Origin of the sequence: Gluconobacter cerinus (genome assembly GCF_002723935.1) — a bacterium.
Classification (GTDB): domain Bacteria; phylum Pseudomonadota; class Alphaproteobacteria; order Acetobacterales; family Acetobacteraceae; genus Gluconobacter; species Gluconobacter cerinus.
Map to the genome: position 1 here is coordinate 265,773 of NZ_BEWM01000002.1, position 23,854 is coordinate 289,626.

General features: G+C 56.1%; 19 protein-coding genes. 12 read left to right on the forward strand and 7 right to left on the reverse strand.

Annotation, left to right across the window (positions count from 1 at the left end; genetic code table 11):
• Positions 1 to 213 precede the first annotated feature (213 nt).
• On the reverse strand, positions 214 to 717 hold the full coding sequence (locus GCE01_RS05150; RefSeq protein ID WP_064275264.1) for a DUF2721 domain-containing protein: 504 nt from the start codon (positions 715 to 717) through the stop codon (positions 214 to 216).
• 107 nt (positions 718 to 824) lie between these two features.
• Here GCE01_RS05150 and GCE01_RS05155 point away from each other — a divergent pair, with 107 nt between their 5' ends.
• The 3 genes from GCE01_RS05155 (at position 825) to GCE01_RS05165 (ending at position 3,633) form a co-directional block, all read left to right on the forward strand.
• On the forward strand, positions 825 to 1,670 hold the full coding sequence (locus GCE01_RS05155; protein WP_099211456.1) for a creatininase family protein: 846 nt from the start codon (positions 825 to 827) through the stop codon (positions 1,668 to 1,670).
• A complete protein-coding gene (locus GCE01_RS05160) occupies positions 1,667 to 2,953 on the forward strand; it encodes a YncE family protein (protein WP_099211458.1) in 1,287 nt (428 codons plus the stop codon). Before GCE01_RS05155 ends, GCE01_RS05160 begins: the two co-directional genes overlap by 4 nt.
• Before the next feature lie 338 nt (positions 2,954 to 3,291).
• A complete protein-coding gene (locus tag GCE01_RS05165; RefSeq protein ID WP_099211460.1) occupies positions 3,292 to 3,633 on the forward strand; it encodes a hypothetical protein in 342 nt (113 codons plus the stop codon).
• A gap of 17 nt (positions 3,634 to 3,650) precedes the next feature.
• On the opposite strand, the gene GCE01_RS05170 is transcribed toward GCE01_RS05165, so the two are convergent.
• Positions 3,651 to 6,023 (reverse strand): mechanosensitive ion channel family protein, encoded by a 2,373-nt coding sequence (locus GCE01_RS05170; RefSeq protein ID WP_244591094.1) that lies wholly within the window; start codon positions 6,021 to 6,023, stop codon positions 3,651 to 3,653.
• A gap of 194 nt (positions 6,024 to 6,217) precedes the next feature.
• On the reverse strand, positions 6,218 to 6,634 hold the full coding sequence (locus GCE01_RS05175) for a winged helix-turn-helix transcriptional regulator (protein ID WP_099211462.1): 417 nt from the start codon (positions 6,632 to 6,634) through the stop codon (positions 6,218 to 6,220).
• A 107-nt stretch (positions 6,635 to 6,741) separates the two neighbouring features.
• Between GCE01_RS05175 and GCE01_RS05180 the strand changes: the two genes are divergently transcribed.
• Entirely contained in the window at positions 6,742 to 7,806 is a 1,065-nt protein-coding gene (locus GCE01_RS05180) for an SDR family oxidoreductase (protein WP_099211464.1), read from the forward strand.
• A gap of 123 nt (positions 7,807 to 7,929) precedes the next feature.
• Positions 7,930 to 10,053, forward strand: a complete 2,124-nt coding sequence (locus tag GCE01_RS05185) for a protein-disulfide reductase DsbD family protein (RefSeq protein WP_244591122.1) — start codon at positions 7,930 to 7,932, stop codon at positions 10,051 to 10,053.
• A gap of 67 nt (positions 10,054 to 10,120) precedes the next feature.
• Here GCE01_RS05185 and GCE01_RS05190 read toward each other — a convergent pair whose 3' ends face one another.
• Both GCE01_RS05190 and GCE01_RS05195 read right to left on the reverse strand, forming a co-directional pair.
• A complete protein-coding gene (locus tag GCE01_RS05190; protein ID WP_064275269.1) occupies positions 10,121 to 10,606 on the reverse strand; it encodes a cupin domain-containing protein in 486 nt (161 codons plus the stop codon).
• An 83-nt stretch (positions 10,607 to 10,689) separates the two neighbouring features.
• The gene (locus tag GCE01_RS05195) at positions 10,690 to 11,598 is read right to left on the reverse strand and encodes a LysR family transcriptional regulator (protein WP_046900529.1); all 909 of its coding nucleotides are present in this window, start codon (positions 11,596 to 11,598) and stop codon (positions 10,690 to 10,692) included.
• A 171-nt stretch (positions 11,599 to 11,769) separates the two neighbouring features.
• On the opposite strand from GCE01_RS05195, the gene GCE01_RS05200 reads away from it, so the two are divergent.
• The 5 genes from GCE01_RS05200 to GCE01_RS05220 are packed head-to-tail and all read left to right on the forward strand — an operon-like array spanning position 11,770 to position 16,399.
• Positions 11,770 to 13,221, forward strand: a complete 1,452-nt coding sequence (locus tag GCE01_RS05200; RefSeq protein WP_099211468.1) for a SidA/IucD/PvdA family monooxygenase — start codon at positions 11,770 to 11,772, stop codon at positions 13,219 to 13,221.
• A 15-nt stretch (positions 13,222 to 13,236) separates the two neighbouring features.
• Entirely contained in the window at positions 13,237 to 14,136 is a 900-nt protein-coding gene (gene puuE / locus GCE01_RS05205) for an allantoinase PuuE (protein ID WP_099211470.1), read from the forward strand.
• Complete coding sequence (gene uraD / locus GCE01_RS05210; RefSeq protein ID WP_099211473.1) at positions 14,133 to 14,657, forward strand: 2-oxo-4-hydroxy-4-carboxy-5-ureidoimidazoline decarboxylase; 525 nt, start codon at positions 14,133 to 14,135, stop codon at positions 14,655 to 14,657. The genes puuE and uraD overlap by 4 nt, the downstream gene beginning before the upstream one ends.
• On the forward strand, positions 14,654 to 14,986 hold the full coding sequence (gene uraH, locus GCE01_RS05215; RefSeq protein WP_099211475.1) for a hydroxyisourate hydrolase: 333 nt from the start codon (positions 14,654 to 14,656) through the stop codon (positions 14,984 to 14,986). The genes uraD and uraH overlap by 4 nt, the downstream gene beginning before the upstream one ends.
• Before the next feature lie 6 nt (positions 14,987 to 14,992).
• Positions 14,993 to 16,399, forward strand: coding sequence for a nucleobase:cation symporter-2 family protein (locus GCE01_RS05220; protein ID WP_099211477.1), 1,407 nt, complete (start codon positions 14,993 to 14,995; stop codon positions 16,397 to 16,399).
• A 57-nt stretch (positions 16,400 to 16,456) separates the two neighbouring features.
• Here GCE01_RS05220 and guaD read toward each other — a convergent pair whose 3' ends face one another.
• Complete coding sequence (guaD, locus tag GCE01_RS05225; RefSeq protein WP_167386118.1) at positions 16,457 to 17,767, reverse strand: guanine deaminase; 1,311 nt, start codon at positions 17,765 to 17,767, stop codon at positions 16,457 to 16,459.
• Positions 17,768 to 18,034: 267 nt separating this feature from the next.
• Here guaD and GCE01_RS05230 point away from each other — a divergent pair, with 267 nt between their 5' ends.
• Together GCE01_RS05230 and trhO are read left to right on the forward strand one after the other, a co-directional pair.
• Entirely contained in the window at positions 18,035 to 19,399 is a 1,365-nt protein-coding gene (locus GCE01_RS05230) for an autotransporter strand-loop-strand O-heptosyltransferase (RefSeq protein WP_099211479.1), read from the forward strand.
• Between the two features lie 112 nt (positions 19,400 to 19,511).
• A complete protein-coding gene (trhO, locus tag GCE01_RS05235; protein WP_174694808.1) occupies positions 19,512 to 20,453 on the forward strand; it encodes an oxygen-dependent tRNA uridine(34) hydroxylase TrhO in 942 nt (313 codons plus the stop codon).
• A 346-nt stretch (positions 20,454 to 20,799) separates the two neighbouring features.
• Here the strand turns inward: trhO and uvrA are convergent, their stop codons facing one another.
• Positions 20,800 to 23,832 carry an excinuclease ABC subunit UvrA gene (gene uvrA / locus GCE01_RS05240; protein WP_099211481.1) on the reverse strand — a complete coding sequence of 1,011 codons (3,033 nt, stop codon included), beginning with the start codon at positions 23,830 to 23,832 and terminating at the stop codon, positions 20,800 to 20,802.
• Positions 23,833 to 23,854 lie beyond the last annotated feature (22 nt).

The window sequence follows — 23,854 nt, forward strand, 5'->3', positions numbered from 1 at the left end:
CAAGGCAACAAATGAAGACGCGGGATCAGACCTGCGTTTAACGCATAAATCCCTGCCAGAACTTTGCTGCAATTCATGAAATGCCCTCCCCTGACCCGAAGCAGCGATTATTTCACGTTTCAGTTCAGGGGTGTTCTATTGTCGCTTCCCTAGCAATTTAGGGTATCAAAATTTTGGAACTAGCCCATTCGCGCAATAAAATTGCGCGAGGCCTCAATTTTTCTTGGGGGACGAAAGAGAAAGCCCGTCGCGTCGTAGCCCGTGCCAACTGAGAAGCGTGTCCGCCAGAAAGAAGAAAAGAGCGCCAACAGTGCAGGCCAGAGCTATGCCGAAAAAGGCTAGCAGCCATGTGGATGTGCTTGCATCGCGCAGCGAGCCGACGAAAAGAGCCATTGCCGCGCCGCAGGTCGAGGCCCCGCCGATGGCGTTGAGCATGATGGCTGCGTCCAGAACAAAGATTCGCCGATGGAGTCTGAGCTCGTGGGCTGCCAGCCGTTCCGGTGTATAAAAAGGGTCTGGCGTATCGGTGTCGGAAGGTGGGGCAGCCAGTTTTTTTCGTACGTCTTCTAGGTGGTCTGCCACACGGGCAAGACGTGTGTTGAAAACGTTGATCAGTGTTCCAATGCCAGAAAGCATGAAAACTGGCGTCAGTGCGACTTGAATCAGATGGGCGGCGCTGTCGACCGCATCGGGGTCATAAGAAACAGGAAAAGGCATACCGCTCTCTATACTGTATCTTCCGAGAGCGAAAAGATGGCGTGCTCTGGAAAACATACCCCCGGATGGAGTAGGGAAAGACGACCATTTTCAGAGATGCCTGTCTTATGCCGATTTATCCCCGTCTATTGCGCTCCGCCTGTGCGATGCTTGGCCTGGGGATTGGTATGGCTCCGCTGGCATTCGGGCAGGCCGTGATGCATTGCTCGGGAACGGCGGCACAAGTTGAATTCGCCTGCCACACCTGGACGGAAATCGACCGCTCCGTGCATGGCGGTACGGATACTATTATCATTCCTGTCGGCGGTACGGAGCAAAGCGGGCCTTACATGGCTGTCGGCAAGCATAATGTGCGGGCGCAGGTTCTGGCTGACGAAATTGCTAGACAGGCCGGGCAGACGTTTGTAGCCCCCGTCATTGCTTATGTGCCGGAAGGTTCAACCTCCCCGCGAACCTCTCACATGCGTTTTCCGGGAACGATTTCCGTGCCGCCTGCCGTGTTTGAGGGAATGCTGAAAGGTGCTGCTGAAAGCTTTCGTGTGCAGGGTTTCCGGAAAATCGTTTTTCTCGGAGATCATGGGGGCTATCAGGCGTCCATGGCGCATGTGGCCCAGGAGCTGAACACGCGATGGAAGGGTCAGGCAGCAGTTCTGGACCTGCGCGATTATTATGAAGTTATTCCCCATCAGTATGCTGATGCCCTGAAAGCGCAGGGCCATGCAGCAGAAGTGGGTATGCATGCGGAGCTGAGCGATACGTCCCTTATGCTGGCCGTGGATCCGTCCCTGGTCCGTCAGGAAGCGCTTCGCACCGCTCCAAAACCCAGTGTCACCGATGGCGTTTATGGCGGGGATCCGCGCCAGGCTACGCCCGGACTGGGACGTATCGGCACAGAGATGCAGATACGCACCGCTGTAACGGCACTTCAGTCCTTCAACAGGAGCCATCCATGAATTTCAAGACCCCCCTTCTGGCGGCGCTGACGCTGCTGGGAGCCTCTGCGGCGCACGCCCAGACCACGGCTCCTGCGGATGCAAGTGCACCGATTCCTGTGCCTCCGGCCCCGGCGGCTCCAGCAGCTCCGCCAGCTATGGTGCCTGTCTCAGCGCCAGCACCTGCTGTCGCATCTGTTCCTGTCGCCCCTCCGGTTGCTTCAGATGCGGTGCAGACCATTCCGGGCATGCCAGCCGTGATTGATCCGCACAATATTTATAGCGAGACCACGCCGTCCCATATTTCCCCGGCGATCGCTCATGATCCGGCGCGGGTTTATGTCCCGAATCTGCGTGGAAACAGTATCTCCGTTATTGATCCGGTGTCTTTTCAGGTTGTGGATACCTATCCCGTTGGTCGCTCCCCGCAGCACGTCGTGCCGTCCTGGGATCTGCGGACGCTGTGGGTGACCAACAACAGTGAGGGACGTCCGGATGGCTCCCTGACGCCGATCGACCCTGCGACCGCAAAGCCCGGCGCAAATATCGCAGTAGACGATCCGTACAACATGTACTTCACCCCGGATGGCAAGTACGCGATCACGGTGGCTGAAGCCCACAAGCGTCTTGATTTCCGCGACCCGCACACGATGGAGCTAAAGGGCTCAGTCGAGACGCCGGAGTGCAAAGGCGTCAATCACGCTGATTTCTCCATTGACGGCAAGTACGCGATCTTCACCTGCGAGTTTGGCGGTTATGTTGCCAAGGTCGATACCGTGAACCTGAAGATGATCGGTATGCTGAAGCTGTCCAAGGGCGGAATGCCGCAGGATATTCTGACGGCTCCAGACGGGCATAAGTTCTATGTTGCCGACATGATGGCTGACGGTGTGTTCGTCGTGGATGGTGACTCCTTTACGGAAACCGGCTTTATCCCAACGGGTATCGGCACGCATGGCCTGTATCCGAGCCGTGATGGCAAGGTCATGTATGTGGCGAACCGCGGCTCCCATCGCATTCACGGCAAGCGCGGTGGTCCGGGTGGAGTGTCCATCATCGATTTCGCGACGGATAAGGTCATCAAGACCTGGATGATTCCGGATGGTGGTAGCCCGGATATGGGCAATGTCAGTGCTGACGGCAAACTGCTCTGGCTGTCTGGTCGTTTTGACGACGTGGTTTATGCCATCGACACGGACACAGGGGCTGTCCGCAAGATCCCTGTTGGAGCAGAGCCACATGGCCTGACCGTCTGGCCGCAGCCAGGCCGTTACAGTGTGGGTCACACTGGCATTCTGCGCTGATCTGAGATGAGCGATGATGGAGACGTCAGTTGATGTCTCTATTGTTGAAAGCCCGGCAGAGATGCCGGGCTTTTTTTTTATTACAGAGATCAGGGCGTCTTTGTCTGCGCTGGCGTTTGGCCGTTTTCGTTTCTGGTTTCACTTCGCGTGATGCCGGGCGCTATAGGCGAAGTCTGTGAGTGTGGACCAATTAGGGTCTCTTCGAGAGGGCGTCCTGGAAAGATGCTCTGCGTGTCGATCTGATATGAGGCGCATGATGTGTGCACGAATACTTGCAAGCATTTTGCTCCCAGATCCGGTAATGTCCGGAAACACATGAGAGAAAAGGTGACTCGAAGATGTTGATTGCTTCGATGTTGTGCTTCACTTTAACGGTTATTGCAGGCATATGGCTCGGCCTTTGCGTTCTCCGGAGCAAGCGTCCGTTGAAGGCTCTGTTGCCAGTCCATGTCGGGTTTGCCCTACTCGGCGCGGTTTTCATGATTGTCGCACTGGCGAATGGTGACAGCCGACTTATGCTGAATGTCGCTTTAGCCGTGGCCGTTGCTGCTTTTGGCCTTCTCATGGGATGGGCAAGGCGGCGGGGCTATGTGATTGCCCCGCTCTACATGTGCCATATTCTGCTGGCAGTGATGTTTTACCTGTCTCTGGTCAGCTTCACGCTCTTCCCAAACTTTTAAAACGCCTTCTACAGGGATCAGGCTTTCTCAGGTGCGGGCTGAACGGGCTGCGGTCCTGTGTCGTTGGCGACCTTGAATTGCATGGTGTTGCCTGGCGGTGTGGTGGTGTAAGCCGTCGGCGTATAGAATTTGACGCCTTCTTCCGCGAAGCGGTTGGTCACGATACGGTTGAATTCGCGTTTGACCTTCCACTTCATCATCGGTGTGGTTCGGATGCTGCCAATCAGGGTGGCGCCTCCGCTGTCGCTCTGATCCACGCCCAGATCTGTGTAGTCGGACAGGATCATCGGCCCGAAAACCGGATCAGCACGCATTTCCTTAACGGCTTTTTCCATGATGGCAGAGACGCGTGGCAGGTCTTCCGACAGATCAAGCTGCTGCTTGATGACGATCTGGTTGTAGCCGCGCGCAGTGTTGGCAATGGAGGAGACGGACGAGAACGGGATGATGTGCAGATCGCCCGTAATGTCGCGCACCTTTACAGTCCGGATTGACAGGTTTTCCACGGTTCCCGAGACGCCGCCTGTCGTAACCCAGTCACCGACCTGGATTGCGTCTTCAACGAGCATGAAGAAGCCCGTGATGAAATCCTTCACCAGACTTTGGGAACCGAAAGCGATGGCTGCGCCAAGGATACCTGCACCAGTCAGAAGTGGCGTTACGTTGATGCCGATCTGCGAGAGTGTCGTCACGGCAACGATGATGATGATGATGGCCAGAAGAACGGTGCGGATGATTGGCATCACCGTACGCAGGCGGGTTGCTCGGGAACGCTGGCCTGAGGTCTCGAAAGACGAGAGCTGCCGGTTCAGCATGATGTTGACCATTTCCCAGATTGCAGCAGCCACAGTCGCTGCAATCAGCATCGTCAGTGCGGTATCCATCAGACGACGGCCTAGGGCATTCTTGATGAAGAAGCCGAAGGTTGGCAGGCCCCATGCTTCTGTGATGGCAACCAGCGTGAGAAACAGAATGGCCCCCGTCAGCACCATGCGTGCGACAGGGTAGTATCGGTCAGCGCGTTTCTGAAGTTCCGGAAACCGCTCCACAAGCTGTGGATTGACGCGGAAAAACCGGTCTTGAAGCCCGTAGGCCAGAACCGCACCCAGACGGGACGCTACCAGCACACCGATCGTGACGCCTGTCGTTTTGAGAATCCAGGCGTAGCCGCCCTGCAGATGGGCTGCCCAGACAATCCAAAGGGAAATATCCAGGAACATGGCAGGCACCCACCACAGGCGCGTGATGGCGGCAATAACCGTCCACATTCCTGTTTTCTTGCCAACCGTGCTGGGCTGAAGCGCATTGCTGACAATGTGACGGATGCGCCAGATGAAGGCGGCGATCAGCACGTGTTCAACAAGAACGACGGCTCTGATCATGGCATCCGTCCCACGGGGGGCCAGATTGAACTGTGCGCCAAGTTCAGAGAGGCAGATGACAATGGCGGGAGCCGCAACCAGTACGTTCCACCACCGTGTCACCATGAATGCCGTCGGCGTGCTCGCTGGCAGGAGCCGGATGGTCGGTGATCGTGGAGTGAGACCCGTCTCGACCAGAAGGTAGAGTGTGCGTGCCCCGGCGTAAGAGTATGCGAGCGTCAGGATAACGTTCACAGTTCGCTCAGTCAGGGGCAGAACCAGCACCGCCAGACCTGCCAGAAGCAGGAATGCCAGAACAGGCAGGGCTTTGAGCAAAAAGTGCCCCAGAGCGTAAGGAATACGGGACAGGAAACGGAGCGTCTCGACCTGACGTCTCTGGTCTTCTGCACGGGTCTGGCTGGAGTTTCTGGTGGCTTCGGTGTCCGCTGGAAGAGGTGCCGGATCTGTTTCAGGAAGCGCCTGAATGTTCCGGACTTCCCGCGCCTGTGCCTTGAGCGTCAGGTTCTGGAGCGGTTTGCGCAGCATCAGCGCGATGGTCCGTTCAAGCCCCAGACCACATGCGATAACCAGCGCGGCAATTCCAAATGCATGCAGGATTGGCGCGCGTGTCTCTGCCGACAGCATCTGTGACCTGAACCAGTGGCCGACCAGCCCCAGATCACTGAAGAGGTTCAGGAAGTTGTGAACATATCCCAAAGACTGCGTACGAACGCTTTTCAGACCGTTATCAATCTCTGGCGACACGTCCGGCATGGTCGCGGCCTTGGACGCCGGGCTTGCCGCAGGCGTGTCTGTCTGTTTGACACCACGCGCCATGAGCGAGAGCGTGTGTGTGAAGCTGTCACGCTGTTTGGGGTCATTCAGAACATTCAGAAGCTGCTGGGCTTCCTGAGCCGACAGAGGAGCCGACGTGGGGCTGACTGTCGCCGCTGCGGTTTTTGCAGGTGTTGTTTCTGCCCAGCTGAAGGGTGTTGCCAGCAGGGCCGTCAGGAAAACCAGAAAGGCCATGAAGGAATGGCGTTTCTTTTGACGGGGTGTTCGTGACTGGGCTGGCCGTGAAGGGGAACACATCGGTCTGAAATGTCCTTGATATGCCTTGAAGCTGGAGCATGTCCGCGCAAGGTGGGGTCTGTTCTGGCCGGGAGGGCCCTTTTCAAGCAGGAGTGCCACAGGATGAGGCCCTCTGTCCAAAAAGTGATGCGTTATTCTGCGGCTTCCAGTGAAGGGATTGAGGCCGCTGTCCTGCTTTCATTGGCCTCCAGCGCTTCCAGTGCATCTGCATGGTCGATCCCCCACAAATAGAGCTGTTCAATGGGCTCGACGAAGACCTTCCCGAGAGATGTCAGGCTGTATTCCACATTGGGTGGCATGATCTGGTGGATCTCACGACAGACGAGTCCTTTTTCTTCGAGCTCTCTTAGCGTCTGGGTCATCATTTTTTTTGAAAGACCAGGAATGCTTCGCTGAAGGCGACCGGGGCGTGAACTTCCTCCCAGAAGGTGGAGCGTATGGAGGATCATGGTCGTCCATTTCCCGCTGAAAAGTCTCAGAACCCGGCGTGGCGCGCAGTCTTCGTCAAAGGGAGCCCGGCGATAGTGGGCTGGGAGGGAAGTTGTCATTTCTTGGGAACCTTTTGGTATCCAGGGCACAATATGGTGCCGTCTGGAACTGTTCACGCCAAGGGCTCAAATGAAGGGCGAACCACTTTTCGGGAAAGGAGACCCTGATGTCCCGTATTGCTCTTGTTGTCGGATCGACTGGAATTGTTGGCCAGACGCTCGCGACGCGTCTCGTTGCCGAAGGCTGGACTGTTCATGGGCTGGCACGCCGGCCCCGACACGACATGGCCGGCGTTCTGCCGATTGCGGCAGACCTGTTGGATCTGAACAACCTTAAGTTGGCCCTGAAGGATCTGACGCCCACACACGTCTTTTTCTGTTCCTGGCTTCGTCAGCCCACGGAAGAAGAAAACTGTCGCGTTAATTCCGCGATGGTCCGCAATGTGTTTGAGGCACTTCCCGCGCCAGAGAGGCTTGAGCACGCTGCGCTTACAACGGGTATGAAGCATTATCTTGGGCCATTTGAATCTTATGCTTCAGGTGAGCCACCCCAGACGCCATTCCGCGAGGACATGCCGCGTCTGCCCTTGGCCAATTTCTATTACGATCAGGAAGATGTGCTGTTTGCCGCTGCGGAAAAATACGGCTTTTCCTGGAGCGTACATCGTCCCCACACCATCATCGGATATGCTGTTGGGAACGCGATGAATATGGGGAGCACTTTGGCTGTTTACGCGACGATCTGCCGCGAAACAGGACGCCCCTTCGTTTTCCCTGGCTCGCCTGTACAGTGGGATAGCCTTACCGACCTGACTGATGCCCGTCAGTTGGCCAGGCAGCTTCTCTGGGCGTCAACCTCTGAAAGCGGATGGAATGAAGCCTTCAACGTGGTGAACGGGGATGTGTTTCGCTGGAAATGGCTGTGGCCGCGCCTTGCTGCATGGTTCGGCTTGGAAGCTGCACCTTATCCCGGTCACGCGACAGATCTTGAAGAAATACTGTCGCAAGATGGAGACTTGTGGGCGCAGATTGCTGAGAAATATGGTCTGACCGAAAGTCGGATCGATCACCTTGTGTCTGCCTGGCATACGGACGCGGATCTGGGGCGTCCTGTCGAATGTGTGACGGACATGTCCAAGAGCCGTCTGGCAGGGTTTGACGGGTGGCAATATACGCCAGACTCGTTCTTTGATTTGTTCGAGCGCCTGAGAGCGGAGAAACTGATTCCCTGAGACAAAAACCATAAAACAGGATTTATTTAGTCCTGTTTGTGGAAAAGCACTGTTTTCTCAGACATAGAGTGTTATGCAGGCTGTCCTGTTTTGTCCTGAGGGAATGAGACTACCTTGCGTCGTGTGTTAAGTCTGTTGGCCCTGCTTGCAGCGGGGATATGTGGTCTTGGTGTCAATGGGGCGTCTATTGCAGCGGAAAGCCCTGCTGTCGTCTCAGCCAATGATACGGCAACTCTGGTTACTGACCGTGATTCCATCGGTCCGGACCAGTCATTGCGTGTTGGGTTGAGGCTGCAACTTAAACCGGGCTGGCACACATATTGGATTAACCCCGGAGATGCCGGGGACACTCCGACCCTCGATGTAACGGCGCAGGGCGGAGCAACTGGCAAGACTTCGGACATCCACTGGCCGATGCCAGTTCGCCTGAGTGAAGGCGGTCTCATGTCCTATGCCTATGTCGGAGATGTGCTGCTTCCAGCCAGTCTGACCTTGAAAGGGACTGGCGGGACTACACTTCATGCACATGCGGAATGGCTTGTTTGTGCCGAAGTCTGCATTCCTGAAAGCGGTGATTTTTCGCTGACACTGCCTGCGTCTTCCGGTCCCGCTCCTGAAGGCGCTCAGGCTGGTCTGTTTCAGGCCGCAGACGCGAAAATGCCGATTCCGTCCCCCTTCAAGGCGCATGTTTCTGCAGAGGGTATCCTGACACTTGAAGGCAGAGGACTGTCCTCTACAGCAGTTTCGGAAGCCTGGTTTTTGCCGGAAGAAGGTGGCCTGATTGATCAGGTTGCTCCGCAGCCGCTGAACGTTGGCAAAGACGAGCTTTCTCTTCACCTGAAGTTTCTGAAAACTGCTCATCGGGATGCGCCGCTTAAGGGGCTGGTCGTGTTGAAGGATGAGGCTGGTCAGGAAAGCCCTATCCAAATTTCTGCTGAACAGACGGTGGGTCCAACCAAGGTAGAAGATGCCGCAGCGGCGCCCGCACCTACTTCTGCAGACGCCGTACCAACCGGTGCCGGTTGGCTCCGTGTGATGCTGTTCGCTTTTGTCGGCGGTCTGATCCTCAATCTTATGCCTTGTGTTTTTCCAGTTCTGGCCATGAAAGCCTTGTCATTGGCGAAGATGGGCGGCGTTGGGCGACGTGTGCAGTTGCAGAGTGCACTGTTTTACACGCTGGGCGTTACAGGAGCCTTCGCAGTTCTTGGTCTTCTGATGATCGGACTGCGCCTTGCCGGATCTTCAGCTGGATGGGGCTTCCAGTTCCAATCAGCGGGATTTGTGGTTGGTGTATGCTGGCTGCTGTTTGGCATGGCTCTGAACTTGCTTGGCGTCTTTGAAATCAGTGCGGGGCGGTTAGGCCAGTTGCATCCACACGGTGCAGGCCATGCGGGCGACATGATGACGGGGCTATTGGCTGTCATCGTCGCGACGCCTTGCACGGCTCCGTTCATGGGGGTGGCTATTGCAGGAGCTCTGGGTGGCCCTGCTGTGATGGGGTTGATGGTCTTTCTTTCCATGGGGCTTGGGTTGGCAGCTCCCTATGTGCTGGTGGCAAGTGTTCCCGGTCTGGCGTCGCGGATGCCAAAGCCAGGAGCATGGATGGGTGTGTTGAAGCAGGCCTTGGCCTTCCCACTTCTGGCAACCTGTGTGTGGCTCCTGTGGGTTGCGACGATTGAGCGTGGCACGAATTTCGTTGTGGTTGCTGGCGGTGGGCTGGTGCTGCTGGGGTTTGCAGCCTGGATTTATGGAATGGGGCAGCATCGGGCGATGCGTGAAGGTGGGCGCGGAACGGTCCTGTTCTGCCGTGTTGTGGCTGTCCTGTGTATGGCCTTCTGCGGTGGTTTTCTGGCGCGGAGTCTAGCCGAGCCGGTTTCTGCAACAGCGACGTCTCCTGCCACGTCAGCTGACAATCAAATTCAGTCGTTTTCAAGTGAGAAGCTGGCAGACCTTCGTGCAAAGGGAGAGCCGGTTTTTGTCGATATGACGGCGTCCTGGTGTATCACCTGCATGGTGAATGAACGGGTGGCGCTCGATGTGGACTCTGTCCGTAAGGCGTTTAGTGCGCGGCATGTCGCTTATCTCAAGGGCGACTGGACCAACAGGGACGCTGGAATTTCCGCTTACCTGAAAGCTCACGGGCGCGATGGCGTCCCTCTCTATGTTTATTATCCGGCGCATGGATCGGAAGTTGTATTACCGCAGATACTGACGCCAGGTCTGGTTCTGGGAATTATTGGCCACTAAATTCTCAGCTCATTTTGATAAAAAGCCCTGCTTCACATGTGAAGCAGGGCTTTTTTGTCTGACGGTCTTAACGATTTGTATGCTGCGGATCATCCTGTGGGTTCACGTAGGTCATGGTAAATGGGCCTGTTCCCGAAACCTGCACAATGGCGCCTTGTGTCCCCGCTTTGAGTGCGTGCGGAACATTGGGAGGGAGATGAACAAACCCTCCGGCTGTCAGGATTTTTTCATCGTTCGCTGTGATACTCTCGCCAATGTAATGATGCACACTGCCTGCCAGGACCGTGAGCATTTCATCCATGTTGTGCGTATGGGGTGGAATGGTTGACCCTGCGGGCATCATAACACGCATGGTAAAGGGGCCGGGCTTGTCTGAGGCTCCGTACAGGAAGGACATGCGTGTTCCGCTTGGGAACATGGGAGGCGCAGCTTTCCAGACAACATTCTCTCCGCCCTGAACAATTCGAATGTCGGCGGTCGTCTGTGCGAGGGCGCCGCTTCCTGACAGACAGCAGATGAGGGCGCTGGCAGAAAATATCCTGAGAAAAGACATAGGATTGTCCTTAGATGTTCTGGCTTATGCCTGCCCTTCCTAACGCGGTGTAGAGTTTGTCGTTCAGCATGCTGCTTCTGAAGTTATATCTCTGTCGGGTGTAGGAAGGTTTTTTCCACTTCTGCAATCACCAGTCTCGCGGCTCCGGAAAGTTGTCGCGCCTGGTCTACGCACAGAGCCAGGGTCAGTGGGGATACGTCCCGGTTTGAAATGGGGACAAAAGCCAGTTCGCCACTGAGAATTTCCTTCATGGCATCAAGACGACTAAGGATTCCCAGCCCGACGCCCTCCAGAACCAGTGACTTTATCATCTGGATGTTATCAGAGGATGCTGCAGGCTGGACGCTGACATTGCTGTCAATTTCCAGAATTTCAATCTGTCGCTGCAGCGCAAGAGGCTGCTGCGGCATAACCATCGGGTATTCAGCACAGATGCTGAAGCGGGCGTCCTTGTGTTGGGCAATCGGATGGTCGGGAAGACAGACGAAGCCTAAAGGATAATCGATATGGGTTCGGACCAGCAGGCCACGGGCCTGTGTCGGATTCAGGAGAAGCGCAAAATCAACGTCTCCGCTGATGAGGGCCTGCTGAATGACAGCGTTATCCAGAACGTGAGTGCAGATTGTGATGCCTGGATGGCTTTTTCTGAGATCTTTGAGAATGCGTGGCAGAAATCCGGTCGTCAGAGCATCTGGCAGAGCGATGTCCACCTGTCCCCGTCTTAATCCGCGCATATCTTCCAGTTGGGTGCGGACTTCCTGCATCTCCCGCGTCCATTGCTTGCCCTTGGTGTAAAGGAGTTCGCCGGCAGCCGTCAGGCGCAAGCCGCTGGGCAGTCGCTCGAAGAGGGGGGTGCCGAGAGCTTCCTCACCGTGCAGGATCTGACGATCGATGGCAGATGCCGCAATCCGCAGATGTTCAGAGGCCTTCCGGATCGAGCCGTATTGGGCAACGGACAGGAAGTAGCGAAGGAAGCGGGAAAAAACCGGCATGGGATACGCTCTTTTTTCGAGAACGGCAGGGACGTTTTTCTGAGATATACGAGATTACCCCTCTATGAAACACTTCAGAGCGGCAGGTGAATCCTGTCATTTTGACATAGGAAGAAACTCTGGTCATTTCTTATGAAAGACCACGATCCTGTGCCTGTTCTTTAGGATAAGATGCTCATGACACGTTCCTCCTCCCCGACTGACGGCCTGGCCACCCTTTCGGCGCAGGTTCATGAGGATCTGGCGAAGATCAGGTATGCGACGGGGAACTGGAATATTCCGGTTCAGAAAGATGAGGAAGATGTTCTGGATGTTGCCATTATTGGCGGCGGCCAGGGGGGGCTGACGGCCTGTTTCGGGCTGCGTCGTCAGGGCGTAACGAATACCCAAATTTTTGAGCGGGCTGCGAAGGGCGGGGAAGGCCCTTGGGTGACATTTGCCCGAATGATCACGCTGCGGACGCCAAAGCATGTAACGGGGCCGGATCTGGGGGTGCCCAATCTGACGCCACAGTCCTGGTATGAAGCCCGGTATGGCAAGGAAGCCTGGCAGTCGCTCGACAAGATCTCGCGGCATGATTGGCAGTCTTATCTGGACTGGGTGCGGGACACGCTTGAACTGCCGGTCGTCAACGATCAGGAACTGGTTCATGTGGAGTGGACGGACGGCCTTCTGCGCCTGACATTCCGGAATGCTGCGGGTGTTGAGACGAAGCGTTGGGCGCGTCGGATGGTTCTGGCTACGGGGATTGACGGTGGCGGAGCATGGTTTGTCCCGCCGTTCATTTCAGACAATCTTCCGAAGTCGGTTTATGCCCATACGCATGAGAATATTGATTTCGCTGCTCTGAAGGGTAAGCGGATCGGCGTTCTGGGTGCTGGTGCGTCCGCTTTTGATAATGCTGCGACGGCGCTGGAATCCGGCGTGGGTCGTGTGGATCTGTGTCTGCGTCGTACGAAGATTCCGGCTATCAATCCGTACCGCTGGATGGAAAACGCGGGCTTTCTCGCGCATTTCTCGGAGCTTCCGGATCTGACTCGCTGGCGCTTCATGCGCTGCATCTACAATTTGAACCAGCCGCCGCCGCAGGATACGTTCTGGCGCTGCCGCAAGCATGAGAACTTCGCGTTCCATCCCGGTACGCCGTGGAATTCTGCGCGTATGGATGGCGATGAGATTGTGGTCGAAACGCCCAATGGCGAGATGCGCTTTGACTTCCTGATTATTGGTACGGGTTTCTCGATTGATCTGAAGCACCGTCCGGAAACGCAGGACTTTGCGGATTCCGTCATGCTGTGGAGCGACCATTTCACGGCGCCGGAGGGAGAGGAAAGCACACTTCTGTCCAGCCATCCGTATCTGGGGCAGCGCTTTCAGTTCCTGCCGAAAGATCCGGCCGATCCGAAGGCGCCGATGCTGGCGGCAATCTACAACTTTACGTTCGCGTCCATGCCCAGCATGGGTCTTTCCGGGGCATCCATCAGTGGTATGCGTTTTGGTGTCGAGAAGCTGACACGCGGTATTGCGCGTGATCTGTTTGTTGAAGATGGCGAGAAGCATCTGGAGAGTCTGCTGTCTTACGACACGGAAGAACTGATCAGCCTTGATCCGCCAACGGTTTGAGGGGGAGCAGCACAGATGAGCACCAACACCTATCCCCGTGATATGATCGGCTATGGCCGCACGCCGCCTGATCCGAAATGGCCGAATGGTGCACGGATCGCGGTCCAGTTCGTCATCAACTATGAAGAAGGCGCGGAAAACTCGGTCCTGCATGGAGATGCGGGGTCGGAGGCTTTCCTGTCTGAAATGGTCGGGACGAAATCCATCATTGGCGCGCGCTGTGCGCAGATGGAAAGCCTTTACGAATATGGGAGTCGCGCTGGATTCTGGCGTTTGCATCGCCTGTTTGAAAAGGCTGGCATGACCACAACCGTATTTGGTGTTGCCAAGGCTTTGGCGCGCAACCCGGATGCCGTAGCTGCCATGCAGGAAAGCGGCTGGGAAATCGCTACGCACGGTCTGCGCTGGATTGATTATCAGGACTTCCCGGAAGACGTAGAGCGCGAGCATATCCGTGAGGCGATTGCGCTTCATACGGAAGTAGTCGGGGAGCGCCCATTGGGGTGGTATCAGGGCCGCACCAGCCCGAACACGGCCCGTCTGGTCGTGGAAGAAGGCGGCTTTGTTTACGATGCCGACTCTTACGCAGATGATCTTCCGTATTACGACTGCACCCATGGTAAGCCGCAGTTGATCGTGCCTTACACGCTTGATGCCAATGACATGAAGTTTGCGGCGCTCAACGGCTTTACCGAGGGGGAGCAGTTCTTTCGATATCTGCGAGATACGTTCGACATGCTGTATGCGGAAGGGGGGCGGATGATGTCTATCGGGCTGCATTGCCGTCTGGCCGGCAAGCCTGCGCGTGCGCTGGCGCTTCAGCGTTTTCTGGAACATGTGGCGTCTCATGAGGATGTCTGGGTCGCGTCCCGGCTGGATATTGCGCGGCACTGGATGAGTGTGCATCCGGCATGAAGACTTCCGATGTGAATGCCATGACGTCGGATGTTTTTGTCCAGACGTTTGGGGGACTTTACGAGCATTCGCCCTGGGTGGCTGAAGGGGCTCTGGCAGCGCGGCCATTTGCTGGTGTAGAGGCCATGCTTGCGGCGTTTTCTGACGTTGTGCGGAATGCGGGCGAGGAGGCTCAGTTGGCATTGGTTCGGGCGCATCCTGAGCTTGGGCATCGCGCGGGAATTGATCCGGATCTGACGGCGGAGTCTGCATCCGAGCAGGCTTCTGCCGGGCTGGATCGTCTGACGCCTGCGGAATATGAGCGATTCAAGACGCTGAATGCGGCCTATGGGACGGCTTTTTCCATGCCGTTTGTGATCTGCGTGCGTAAAGTCGCGGCCCCCGGGCAGCTGGCCAAGACGGTCATCATGGATGAAATGGAACGTCGTCTGGGCGGGACGCCCGAGGCGGAACTGAAGGAAGCCCTCTCGCAGATCGATGCGATTGCAGGGTTGAGACTGAAAGATCTGGTGACATCATGAGCTCATTATCCACGCATATTCTGGATACGGTCTCGGGCCGTCCGGCGGCCGGGGTGTCTTTCCGGCTTTTTCAGGAAGATGCCGTTCTTTTCGAGGGCTTGACGGACCATGATGGGCGTTGCCCCGCCTTGCGGGAGATCCCGCTGGAACGTGGCACCTATCGTCTGGAATTCGAGATCGGGGCGTATTTCCGGGCGGCGGGGCATGTGCTGTCTGATCCGCCTTTTCTGGATGTTGTGCCAATTGTGTTCGGTCTGGGTGAGGGCACGCATGCGCATGTTCCGCTGCTGGCTGCGCCTTATGGATATTCCACATATCGTGGAAGCTGAGACCTGATGGCGTCTGATACTTCTGCGGTTCATCCGGTTGATGAGAAGCTTCCGCTCTGGCGTCTGGGGGCTTATGGCTTCCAGCATATTCTTGCGTTCTATTCAGCAGCGGTAATTGTCCCGATCCTTGTGGCTGGGGCTTTGCACCTGCCACAGGAAACGCTGATTCATCTGATTGATGCGGATCTGTTCACCTGCGGGATTGCGTCCCTGTTGCAGTCAGTCGGGTTTGGACCGGTGGGTGTTCGTCTGCCGCTTCTGCAAGGTGTGACGTTTACGGCTGTTGGCCCGATGATTGCCATTGGGTCTGCGGTAGGCGGTGGAACGCCGGGGCTGCTGTCGATCTATGGATCGGTGATTGTCGCAGGGATCGTCAGCCTGCTCATCGCACCATATTTTGCGAAGCTGGTTCGGTTTTTTCCGCCTGTGGTGACGGGGTCGATCATTCTGGTGATTGGGCTGGCGCTTTTGCCGGTGGCTGCCAATGACATCGTGTCTGGCCATGGACCGGGGATGGTGCAGGATCAGGTTCCGCTGCGGAGTCTGTGTTACGGGCTGGGAACACTGGCAAGTATTCTGGTTGTACAGCGCCTGTTTCGCGGCTTCATTTCAACGATTGCTGTGTTGATCGGACTTTGCATTGGCACATTGGCTGCGTGGCTGATGGGCGATGCCCACTTTGGGGGCGTGGCGTCCGCGCCTCTTGTGTCCATTACCCAGCCGTTTTTCTTTGGGACGCCGGTTTTCCATGTGGTGCCGATCCTCTCCATGGTGATCGTCATGATCATCACCATGGTCGAGACGATTGGCAACGTGTATGCGACTGGCGAAATCGTCGGAAAAACCATTACCCGCGAGGATATCGCGCGGACGCTGCGAGCTGATGGTATTGCAACGCTGTTGGGTGGGATCTTCAACTCTTTTCCCTATACCTGCTTTGCAGAAAATGTCGGTCTGGTTCGTATGACGGGCGTGAAGAGCCGCTGGGTTGTGGCATCTGCGGCTGTCATCATGATGATGCTGGGGTGCCTTCCAAAACTCGGAGCAATTGTGGCGGCGGTTCCGTTACCTGTTCTGGGAGGGGCTGCTCTTGCGATGTTTGCGACAGTGGCTGTGGTTGGTGTTCAGACCCTGACGCGGGTGGATTTCAACCGTCAGAGCAATGTCATCATCGTGGGAACCAGCATCGGACTGGGAATGCTCGCGACGGCGCAGCCTCATATCTCAGATACATTTCCGATGTGGGCACAGATTGTCTTCGGAAGCGGTATTACTCTTGGGGCATTGTCCGCCATTTTTCTGCACCTGTTGTTCAACGTCCGTCGGACACTGGCTGTTGATCCGGAAGCAGAAATTGTAGTGGCTGATCTCCCTGATGAGAGAATTCTGATGGGGCTGCCTGTTGAGCCTTAGGGTCCGGTGACCGAAGGGCGGCAGCGCAGATTCGGCTGAAGCCCCTCGGGTCAGATATTAATCCCGGCTGTGAACCTTCTGACCAGCCACATATGTAGCCTCGATGCTACGGTCATCGCCTAGCATCGTGAGGGCAAACAGGAGATCGGACAGGGTCTCAGCCGTCTGGGTCCGGATTTTCCCGAGAGGTGTTGCAGTAGGATCGAAGATACAGAGATCTGCATGCAGGCCAGGTTTGATGGCACCAATATGATCCTCAAGCCCCAAAGACTGAGCGCCTCCGGCGGTTGCCAGCCAAAGGCCCTGAGCAGGATGAAGTTTCGTGCCTAACCCCTGAGCGACCTTGTATCCGTCTGAGAGGACCTGAAGCAGAGACAGGGAGGGGCCAGCTCCCACATCGCTGCCAACGCCGACTTTGACACGTCGCTCGGGTTTCAAGGCATTGAACAGGGGGAATGACCCGCTGCCCAGAAACTGGTTGGAGCCGGGGCAGTGTGCGATGGAGCAGCCTGTATCATGGCAGCGCTGCAAGTCTTCTTCCTGTGCGTGCACGGCGTGAGCCAGAATGGCGCGAGGGCGCAGAAGGCCCGACTTGTCATACACGTCCAGGTAGGATGAGCGGTTGGGAAAGAGTTCCTTGACCCATTCGATCTCAGACCGGTTCTCGAGCAGGTGCGTCTGCATGAAGAGGTCAGAGCGGGTAGCAAGGAGAGATCCAGCTAAATCCAGTTGTTCGGGTGTGCTGGTAGGGGCAAAGCGTGGTGTGACGGCGTAAAGCTGTCGTCCGCGACCATGCCAGCGTTCTATAAGTGCGGCAGACTGATCGTAGCCTGTCTGGGCGGTGTCCCGCAGGTTGTCAGGCGCATTGCGGTCCATCAGGACCTTCCCTGCGATCATGCAGGTATTGAGGCGTTCTGATTCCTCAAAAAATGCGTCTACGGATTCTGGATGAACCGTGCAGTACACGGCGGCCGTTGTTGTACCGACGCGGAGAAGCTCTTTCAGGAAACTGCGGGCGATCTGGCGTGCATAAGTAATATCTGCGTAACGGGCTTCAGCAGGGAAGACATAGGTCTCCAGCCATTCCAGAAGCTGTTCCCCATACGAGGCGATCACAGGGAGCTGGGGATAATGGACGTGGGTATCGATCATTCCGGCTGAAATCAGCCGGTCTGGATAATGATCTACGGTAGTACCTTCCGGGATTTGGTCTCTCAGATCTTCCCATGCGCCTGCAGCGGTGATGACGCCATTTTTGCAGAGAATCAGGCCGTCTGGCTGGTGCGTGAGTGCAGCCATAGGGTCGACCGTAAAAGGGTCAGCATGAAAGGTCAGGAAGGGGCCACGGATTGCAGTATGCTCTGTCATGATCCTCTGGGTATCGCATAGCATTTCCGCTCTGGGAACGATCTGTCTTGAATGGTTGAACGTTTCTTTTAATGTCCAAAGATCTTGAGTTCATTTTAACCTTGGCACTGTTTTGTGGCAGACTGAGGAAAGTCTCTTTTCAAGAGATGAATTCAGGTTTGAACATGGTTTTGGACTTTTAATATTGAGCCTGCTTTTGTGGGTGCGGTAGAGGCGGGTCTCTGTCTCTGTACGGCCTGCGGGAACGGTTTGGAGACGCTTTTACTGATGTCTGATGTGACCTCTGTTTCTTCCCAGCCTGCAGAAACTGTAACGCCTGCCTCCGGTCTTCCACAGGAAGGTGCTTCTCCTGCCGACGGTAATCCCGTGCAGAAGGAGGACGAGAAGAGCCCCTATCTGGCCATTCCATCTGTTCCCGTTGTGGAAGGAGGGCAGGGCGTCCGCTTTGACTTCAATGATGGTGCCCGTGTCATGGTGCCTGATATTGCTCCGGAACTGGGGCAATGGCACGTGAGACTATCAGATTACTCGACCGGGAATATTCTCTTCGATGCCCGTTTAAAAGGCGGCATGGTCTCATCCACCAAAAAGTACTTTGTTCCATTCCTGATCGATGTCTGGCTGGAAAAGCCTGACGGTACGCGGGAGGACATTCTGCACCACGAGCTATCCCTCACGGGAAGGCCTGTTTTGGTGCAGTTGCCTGTTGGAACGCTTGGAGACACGATTGCCTGGCTTCCGGCAGCTATTCGCCTTGCGCAGCAGACGGGCGCGAAGGTGTCCTGCTCCGTTGCAGATGTCATTCTGCCTCTGGTGAAAGAGGCTAATTCAGACATCACATTGGTCGGGCACGATGAAGCTCAGGCAAACAAGGCGTTCACGTCCGGTTTCTACGCTTCATACAATATAGGTCTGTTTTTCACGGATACGGAGCTGACACATCAGCCAACGGACTTCCGGCATGTAGGTTTGCACCGGACTGCAGCTTATATTCTGGGTGTTGATCCCTGGAACGATAATCCTCCTGGCATCACGATCCAGGATGGGGATACCCCACCTATTGATGGGCCGTATGTCGTGATTGCGACGCAGGCCAGTACTCAGTGCAAGTACTGGAATAATCCGGCTGGCTGGCAGGAAGTGATTGGTTTCCTGAAATCTGCCGGATACCGCGTGATCTGTATTGATCAGAAAACGTTCCATGGCACAGGGTATGTCTACAATCATATTCCCCATGGCGCGGAAGACGAGACTGGCAGCCGTCCGTTGTCAGAACGTGCGCGTTGGCTGAAGCACGCCAGTTTTTTCATTGGTCTCTCCAGTGGACTGGCTTGGCTGGCGCATGCCTCGGGCACACCTGTCGTCATGATTTCGGGCTTCACGCATCCGAATAATGAATTCTTTACGCCCTATCGCATCATCAACTGGCACACCTGCAATTCGTGCTGGAACGACCCGAGACATCAGTTCGATCACAAGGATTTCTTCTGGTGCCCCCGCCACAAGGGAACGGAGCGGCAGTTTGAATGCACGCGTCTGATTACTGGATCGCAGGTCATTCAGACGGTGCGTCGCGTGATCAAGGATCGCGGACTACCTCTTGCAGAAGCAGCAACCGCCTCAGTCGCCTGAGACCTGGGTTCAGGAGTTTTCTGGAATTGAAGGCGCGAGCCTGATATTGGCGGGGGCACATTATCACCTGATCGTGGGTCTGCCTGCGGTCGCAGAGCTGGATGGTTGCCCTGTGTCTGATGCTCTTCCGCCGATCCGTATCGTCGCGCTTTACAACTTCACGCCGTTTGAAGACATCGTTGCGTTGCGCGGGCCTTTGCAGGAGGTCTGCGACCGCGAGGGGATCAAGGGCATTCTGCTTCTGGCACCAGAAGGTATTAACGGAACGATTGCCGGGTCAGATGACGGAATGGAGCAGGTTCTGGAGCATATTCGGGCGATGCCTGGATGTGAGGAGCTTGAAATCAAGGAGTCCCGTGCGCCGGAAATGCCCTTCCGCCGCATGAAGGTGCGTCTCAAGAAAGAGATTGTTACCATGGGGCAGCCGAATATCGATCCTCGCAAGGATGTTGGTCAGTATCTGGCACCGGATGAATGGAATGCTCTGATTTCTGATCCGGATACGATCGTGATTGATACCCGGAATGACTACGAAGTCGCGATCGGGACATTCAAGCGGGCTGAAGACCCCAAAACACGGTCATTCCGGGAGTTTCCGGAGTGGTTCCGGAATCGGCGCAAGGAGCTTGAGGCCAAGGGCCGTGTTCCAAAGATTGCCATGTTTTGCACAGGCGGAATTCGCTGTGAGAAATCCACGTCTTTTGTGAAGGCAGAGGGACTGGACGAAGTTTACCATCTCAAAGGCGGTATTCTGAAATATCTGGAGACTGTTCCAGAGGAAGAGAGCCTCTGGGAAGGGGAATGTTTCGTCTTTGACCAGCGTGTTTCTGTGAAGCATGGCCTGGAAATTGGCAGCTACGATGTCTGTCACGCCTGTCGTCGCCCTGTCAGCGAGAAAGACAAGGCTTCTACGATGTTCGTACAAGGCGTCTCCTGCCCCCATTGTCATAACGAACGGACAGAAGAACAGCGCCAACGATATGCTGCCCGTGAGCTACAGGAGAAGCTGGCGCGCCAGCGCGGGAAAGAGCATCTCGGCACTCAACAGAAATAACTGCCGACCAGTCAGCCGGTAATTTTTCTCAGAAGGGAGCAAATGGATTGTTCTGGGAGGATGATCCGGACCGCTGAGCGCTGATGATTGCTCTAATCTGGCTGCCGTCTCGTATGTTGATTGTTGCCGTGGGGTTTGCACCAGCAAACCCGATTGGAAAGGGTACGGCTGCGTCTTTTTGCGATTACTGTTCTGGTGTCGCCTGTCGGGGGCTGAATTTCTGGCTCCCGATCACTCTGGTCCGGAAGGCATTGGGACAACGGCCTTTGACACCTTTTTGTAGCCTAGCTTGCGTAGCGTCCTTTGTTGTCCTGAAGAGCGGGGCTCTTCAGGACTTGATCAGGAATCAGGCTTTGGTTTTGTTGCGGGAGCCTGAGGGGCGGCCACGAGGTTTCTTGTCCCCCACTATTTTTGCCTTAGGCTCTTTTGTCGTTTTGGCTGGGGCTCGCTCCGCCTTTTGGGGCAAGCTGGCGGCAATCATCGCCTGAGTGATCCTTTTGCCTGTAGGCTCACGGTGCTGCCTGACACCGGGCGCATCCAGAAGGGGAGCCAGGAAGCGGCCAGTGTGACTTGCTTTGCAGGCAGCAATGTCTTCCGGTGTTCCTGCTGCTACGATTTTGCCGCCACCATCACCGCCTTCTGGTCCTATATCGATCAGCCAGTCTGCTGTCTTGATGACCTCCAGATTATGCTCGATCACCAAAATGGTGTTGCCCTGATCAACCAGCGTATGCAGCACTTCCAGCAGCTTACGCACGTCTTCAGTGTGCAGGCCGGTGGTGGGCTCATCAAGAATGTAGAGCGTGCGACCTGTAGCCCGTTTGGCAAGTTCCTTGGACAGTTTGACGCGCTGAGCTTCACCGCCTGAAAGCGTGGTGGCCTGTTGGCCTAGGGCGACATAGCCGAGACCAACCTGCTGGAGAATGGCGAGGCGGTCCCGAATTCTGGGCGCAGCCTGAAAAAACGGCAACGCCTCGTCCACGGTCATGGCAAGTACATCAGCGATGGAGTTGCCACGGAACTTCACTTCCAGCGTTTCACGATTGTACCGCGCGCCTTTGCAGGTGTCACAGGTGACAAAGACGTCAGGCAGGAAGTGCATTTCGATTTTCAGGACGCCATCGCCCTGACAGGCTTCGCAGCGGCCGCCCTTTACATTGAAGGAGAAGCGGCCTGGTTTGTAACCGCGTGCCTTGGATTCCGGGAGTTCGGCAAACCAGTCCCGGATAGGGGCGAACAGGTCCGTGTAGGTGGCGGGGTTGGAACGGGGTGTACGGCCGATCGGAGACTGATCGATTTCGATGATTTTATCGAGGTTCTCTACGCCTTCCAGTCGGTCATAAGGGAGTGGAGACTGGCTCGATTTCATGAGCTGCCGGGACAGCGCTTTGTAAAGGGTATCCACGACCAGGGTGGACTTGCCGCCGCCTGATACACCGGTGACCGCAATAAAGGTCCCCAGCGGGAAATCGACGGTCAGATCCTTGAGATTGTTTCCCTTGGCTCCAACCAATGTGAGTGTTTTGTCCGAGGTGCGTCGATTTTCCGGAACTGGAATAAACTTCCGACCCGAAAGATAGGCACCGGTCAGGCTTTCTTTATTCTTGGCTACTTCCGCAGGTGTGCCGATCGCGATGACGTTTCCGCCACGCGTGCCAGCACCAGGCCCCATATCGATAAGATAATCAGCAGCGCGGATGGCATCTTCGTCATGTTCGACGACGATGACGGTGTTTCCAAGGCGCTTGAGACGCTCCAGTGTGCCGAGAAGGCGCTCGTTATCGCGCTGATGCAGGCCGATGGACGGCTCATCAAGCACATACAGAACGCCTGTCAGACCCGAGCCAATCTGGGACGCCAGCCGGATACGCTGGCTTTCACCGCCAGAAAGCGTGGCCGATCCGCGGGAAAGCGTGAGGTAGTCCAAGCCAACATCGTCGAGGAAGTGCAGGCGATCCGTGATTTCGCGAAGAATGCGGCGTGCGATTTCCGCACGTTGTGGGGTGAGGGTAACTTCCACGCCAGAAAACCAGTCCAGTGCCTTGCGGATCTGCATATCTGACGCTTCGGCGATGTTCAGGTCATTGACCTTTACGCAGAGGGCTTCAGGTTTCAGGCGTGCGCCATGGCAGGTGTGGCAGGGCTTTTCTGACTGATAGCGCGACAGTTCCTCGCGGACCCACATACTGTCTGTCTGCGCCATGCGCCGCCGCAGGTTTTTGAGCACGCCTTCAAAGGGTTTCGTAACGGTATGGACCTTGCTGCCATCACGATACGGAATGGCGATGGCCTCTTTGGAACCATACAGGATCAAATCCCGGGTTTCGGCTTTCAGGTCTCGCCATGGCGTGTTCATGGTGTCCCCGCAATGGCGAGCAAGAGCTGCAAGAGTCTGGTCATACCAGTCCGTGCTGGCACCACTCCAAGGGGCAATCACACCTTCAGAAAGTGTCAGGGTGTCGTCACTGACGATCAGGTTCTCGTCAAAATGGGTTTCCGTACCGATACCATCGCAGGTCGGACAGGCGCCCATTGGGGCATTGAAGGAAAACAGACGGGGTTCGATTTCCTCAATCGTAAAGCCTGAAACAGGGCAGGCGAAACGTGAGGAGAAAACGATGTGGGCGGGGGCAGCTGTTTCTCCCGCACGCCTGACTTCTTCGGCGTAGGCCAGACCGTCGGAGAGTTCGAGGGCTGTCTCAAAGCTGTCCGCCAGCCGGGATTCGAGGTCAGGTTTGACGACAATCCGGTCCACCACGACTTCGACATTGTGGCGGGTCTTGCGATTGAGTTCGGGGGCTTCGGCAATTTCGTAAAGCTCACCGTCAATTTTGACGCGCGTGAAGCCCTTGCGAGCCAGGTCTGCCAGTTCGCGTTTGCAATCCCCTTTACGGTCCCGGACGACCGGCGCCAGCAGCATGAGACGCGTGCCTTCAGGAAGCGCCATGACGCGATCTACCATCTGGCTGACCGTCTGGGCTTCAATAGGGAGGCCGGTTGCGGGTGAATAAGGAACACCTACGCGCGCCCAGAGAAGGCGCATGTAGTCATGGATTTCCGTGATGGTGCCGACGGTGGAGCGGGGGTTCTTTGAGGTCGTTTTTTGTTCGATCGAGATGGCCGGGGAGAGGCCCTCAATGGAGTCCACATCCGGCTTGCCCATCAGTTCAAGGAACTGGCGGGCGTAAGCGGAAAGGCTTTCCACATATCGGCGCTGACCTTCGGCATAGATCGTATCGAAGGCGAGAGACGACTTTCCGGAGCCAGAGAGACCCGTGATGATCGTCAGGGAGTCACGGGGAATCGTGACATCGATATTCTTGAGATTGTGGGCGCGGGCACCACGGACACGGATCGAATGATTGTCTGGAAAGCTCACGAAAACCCCGAAGACTATGCAG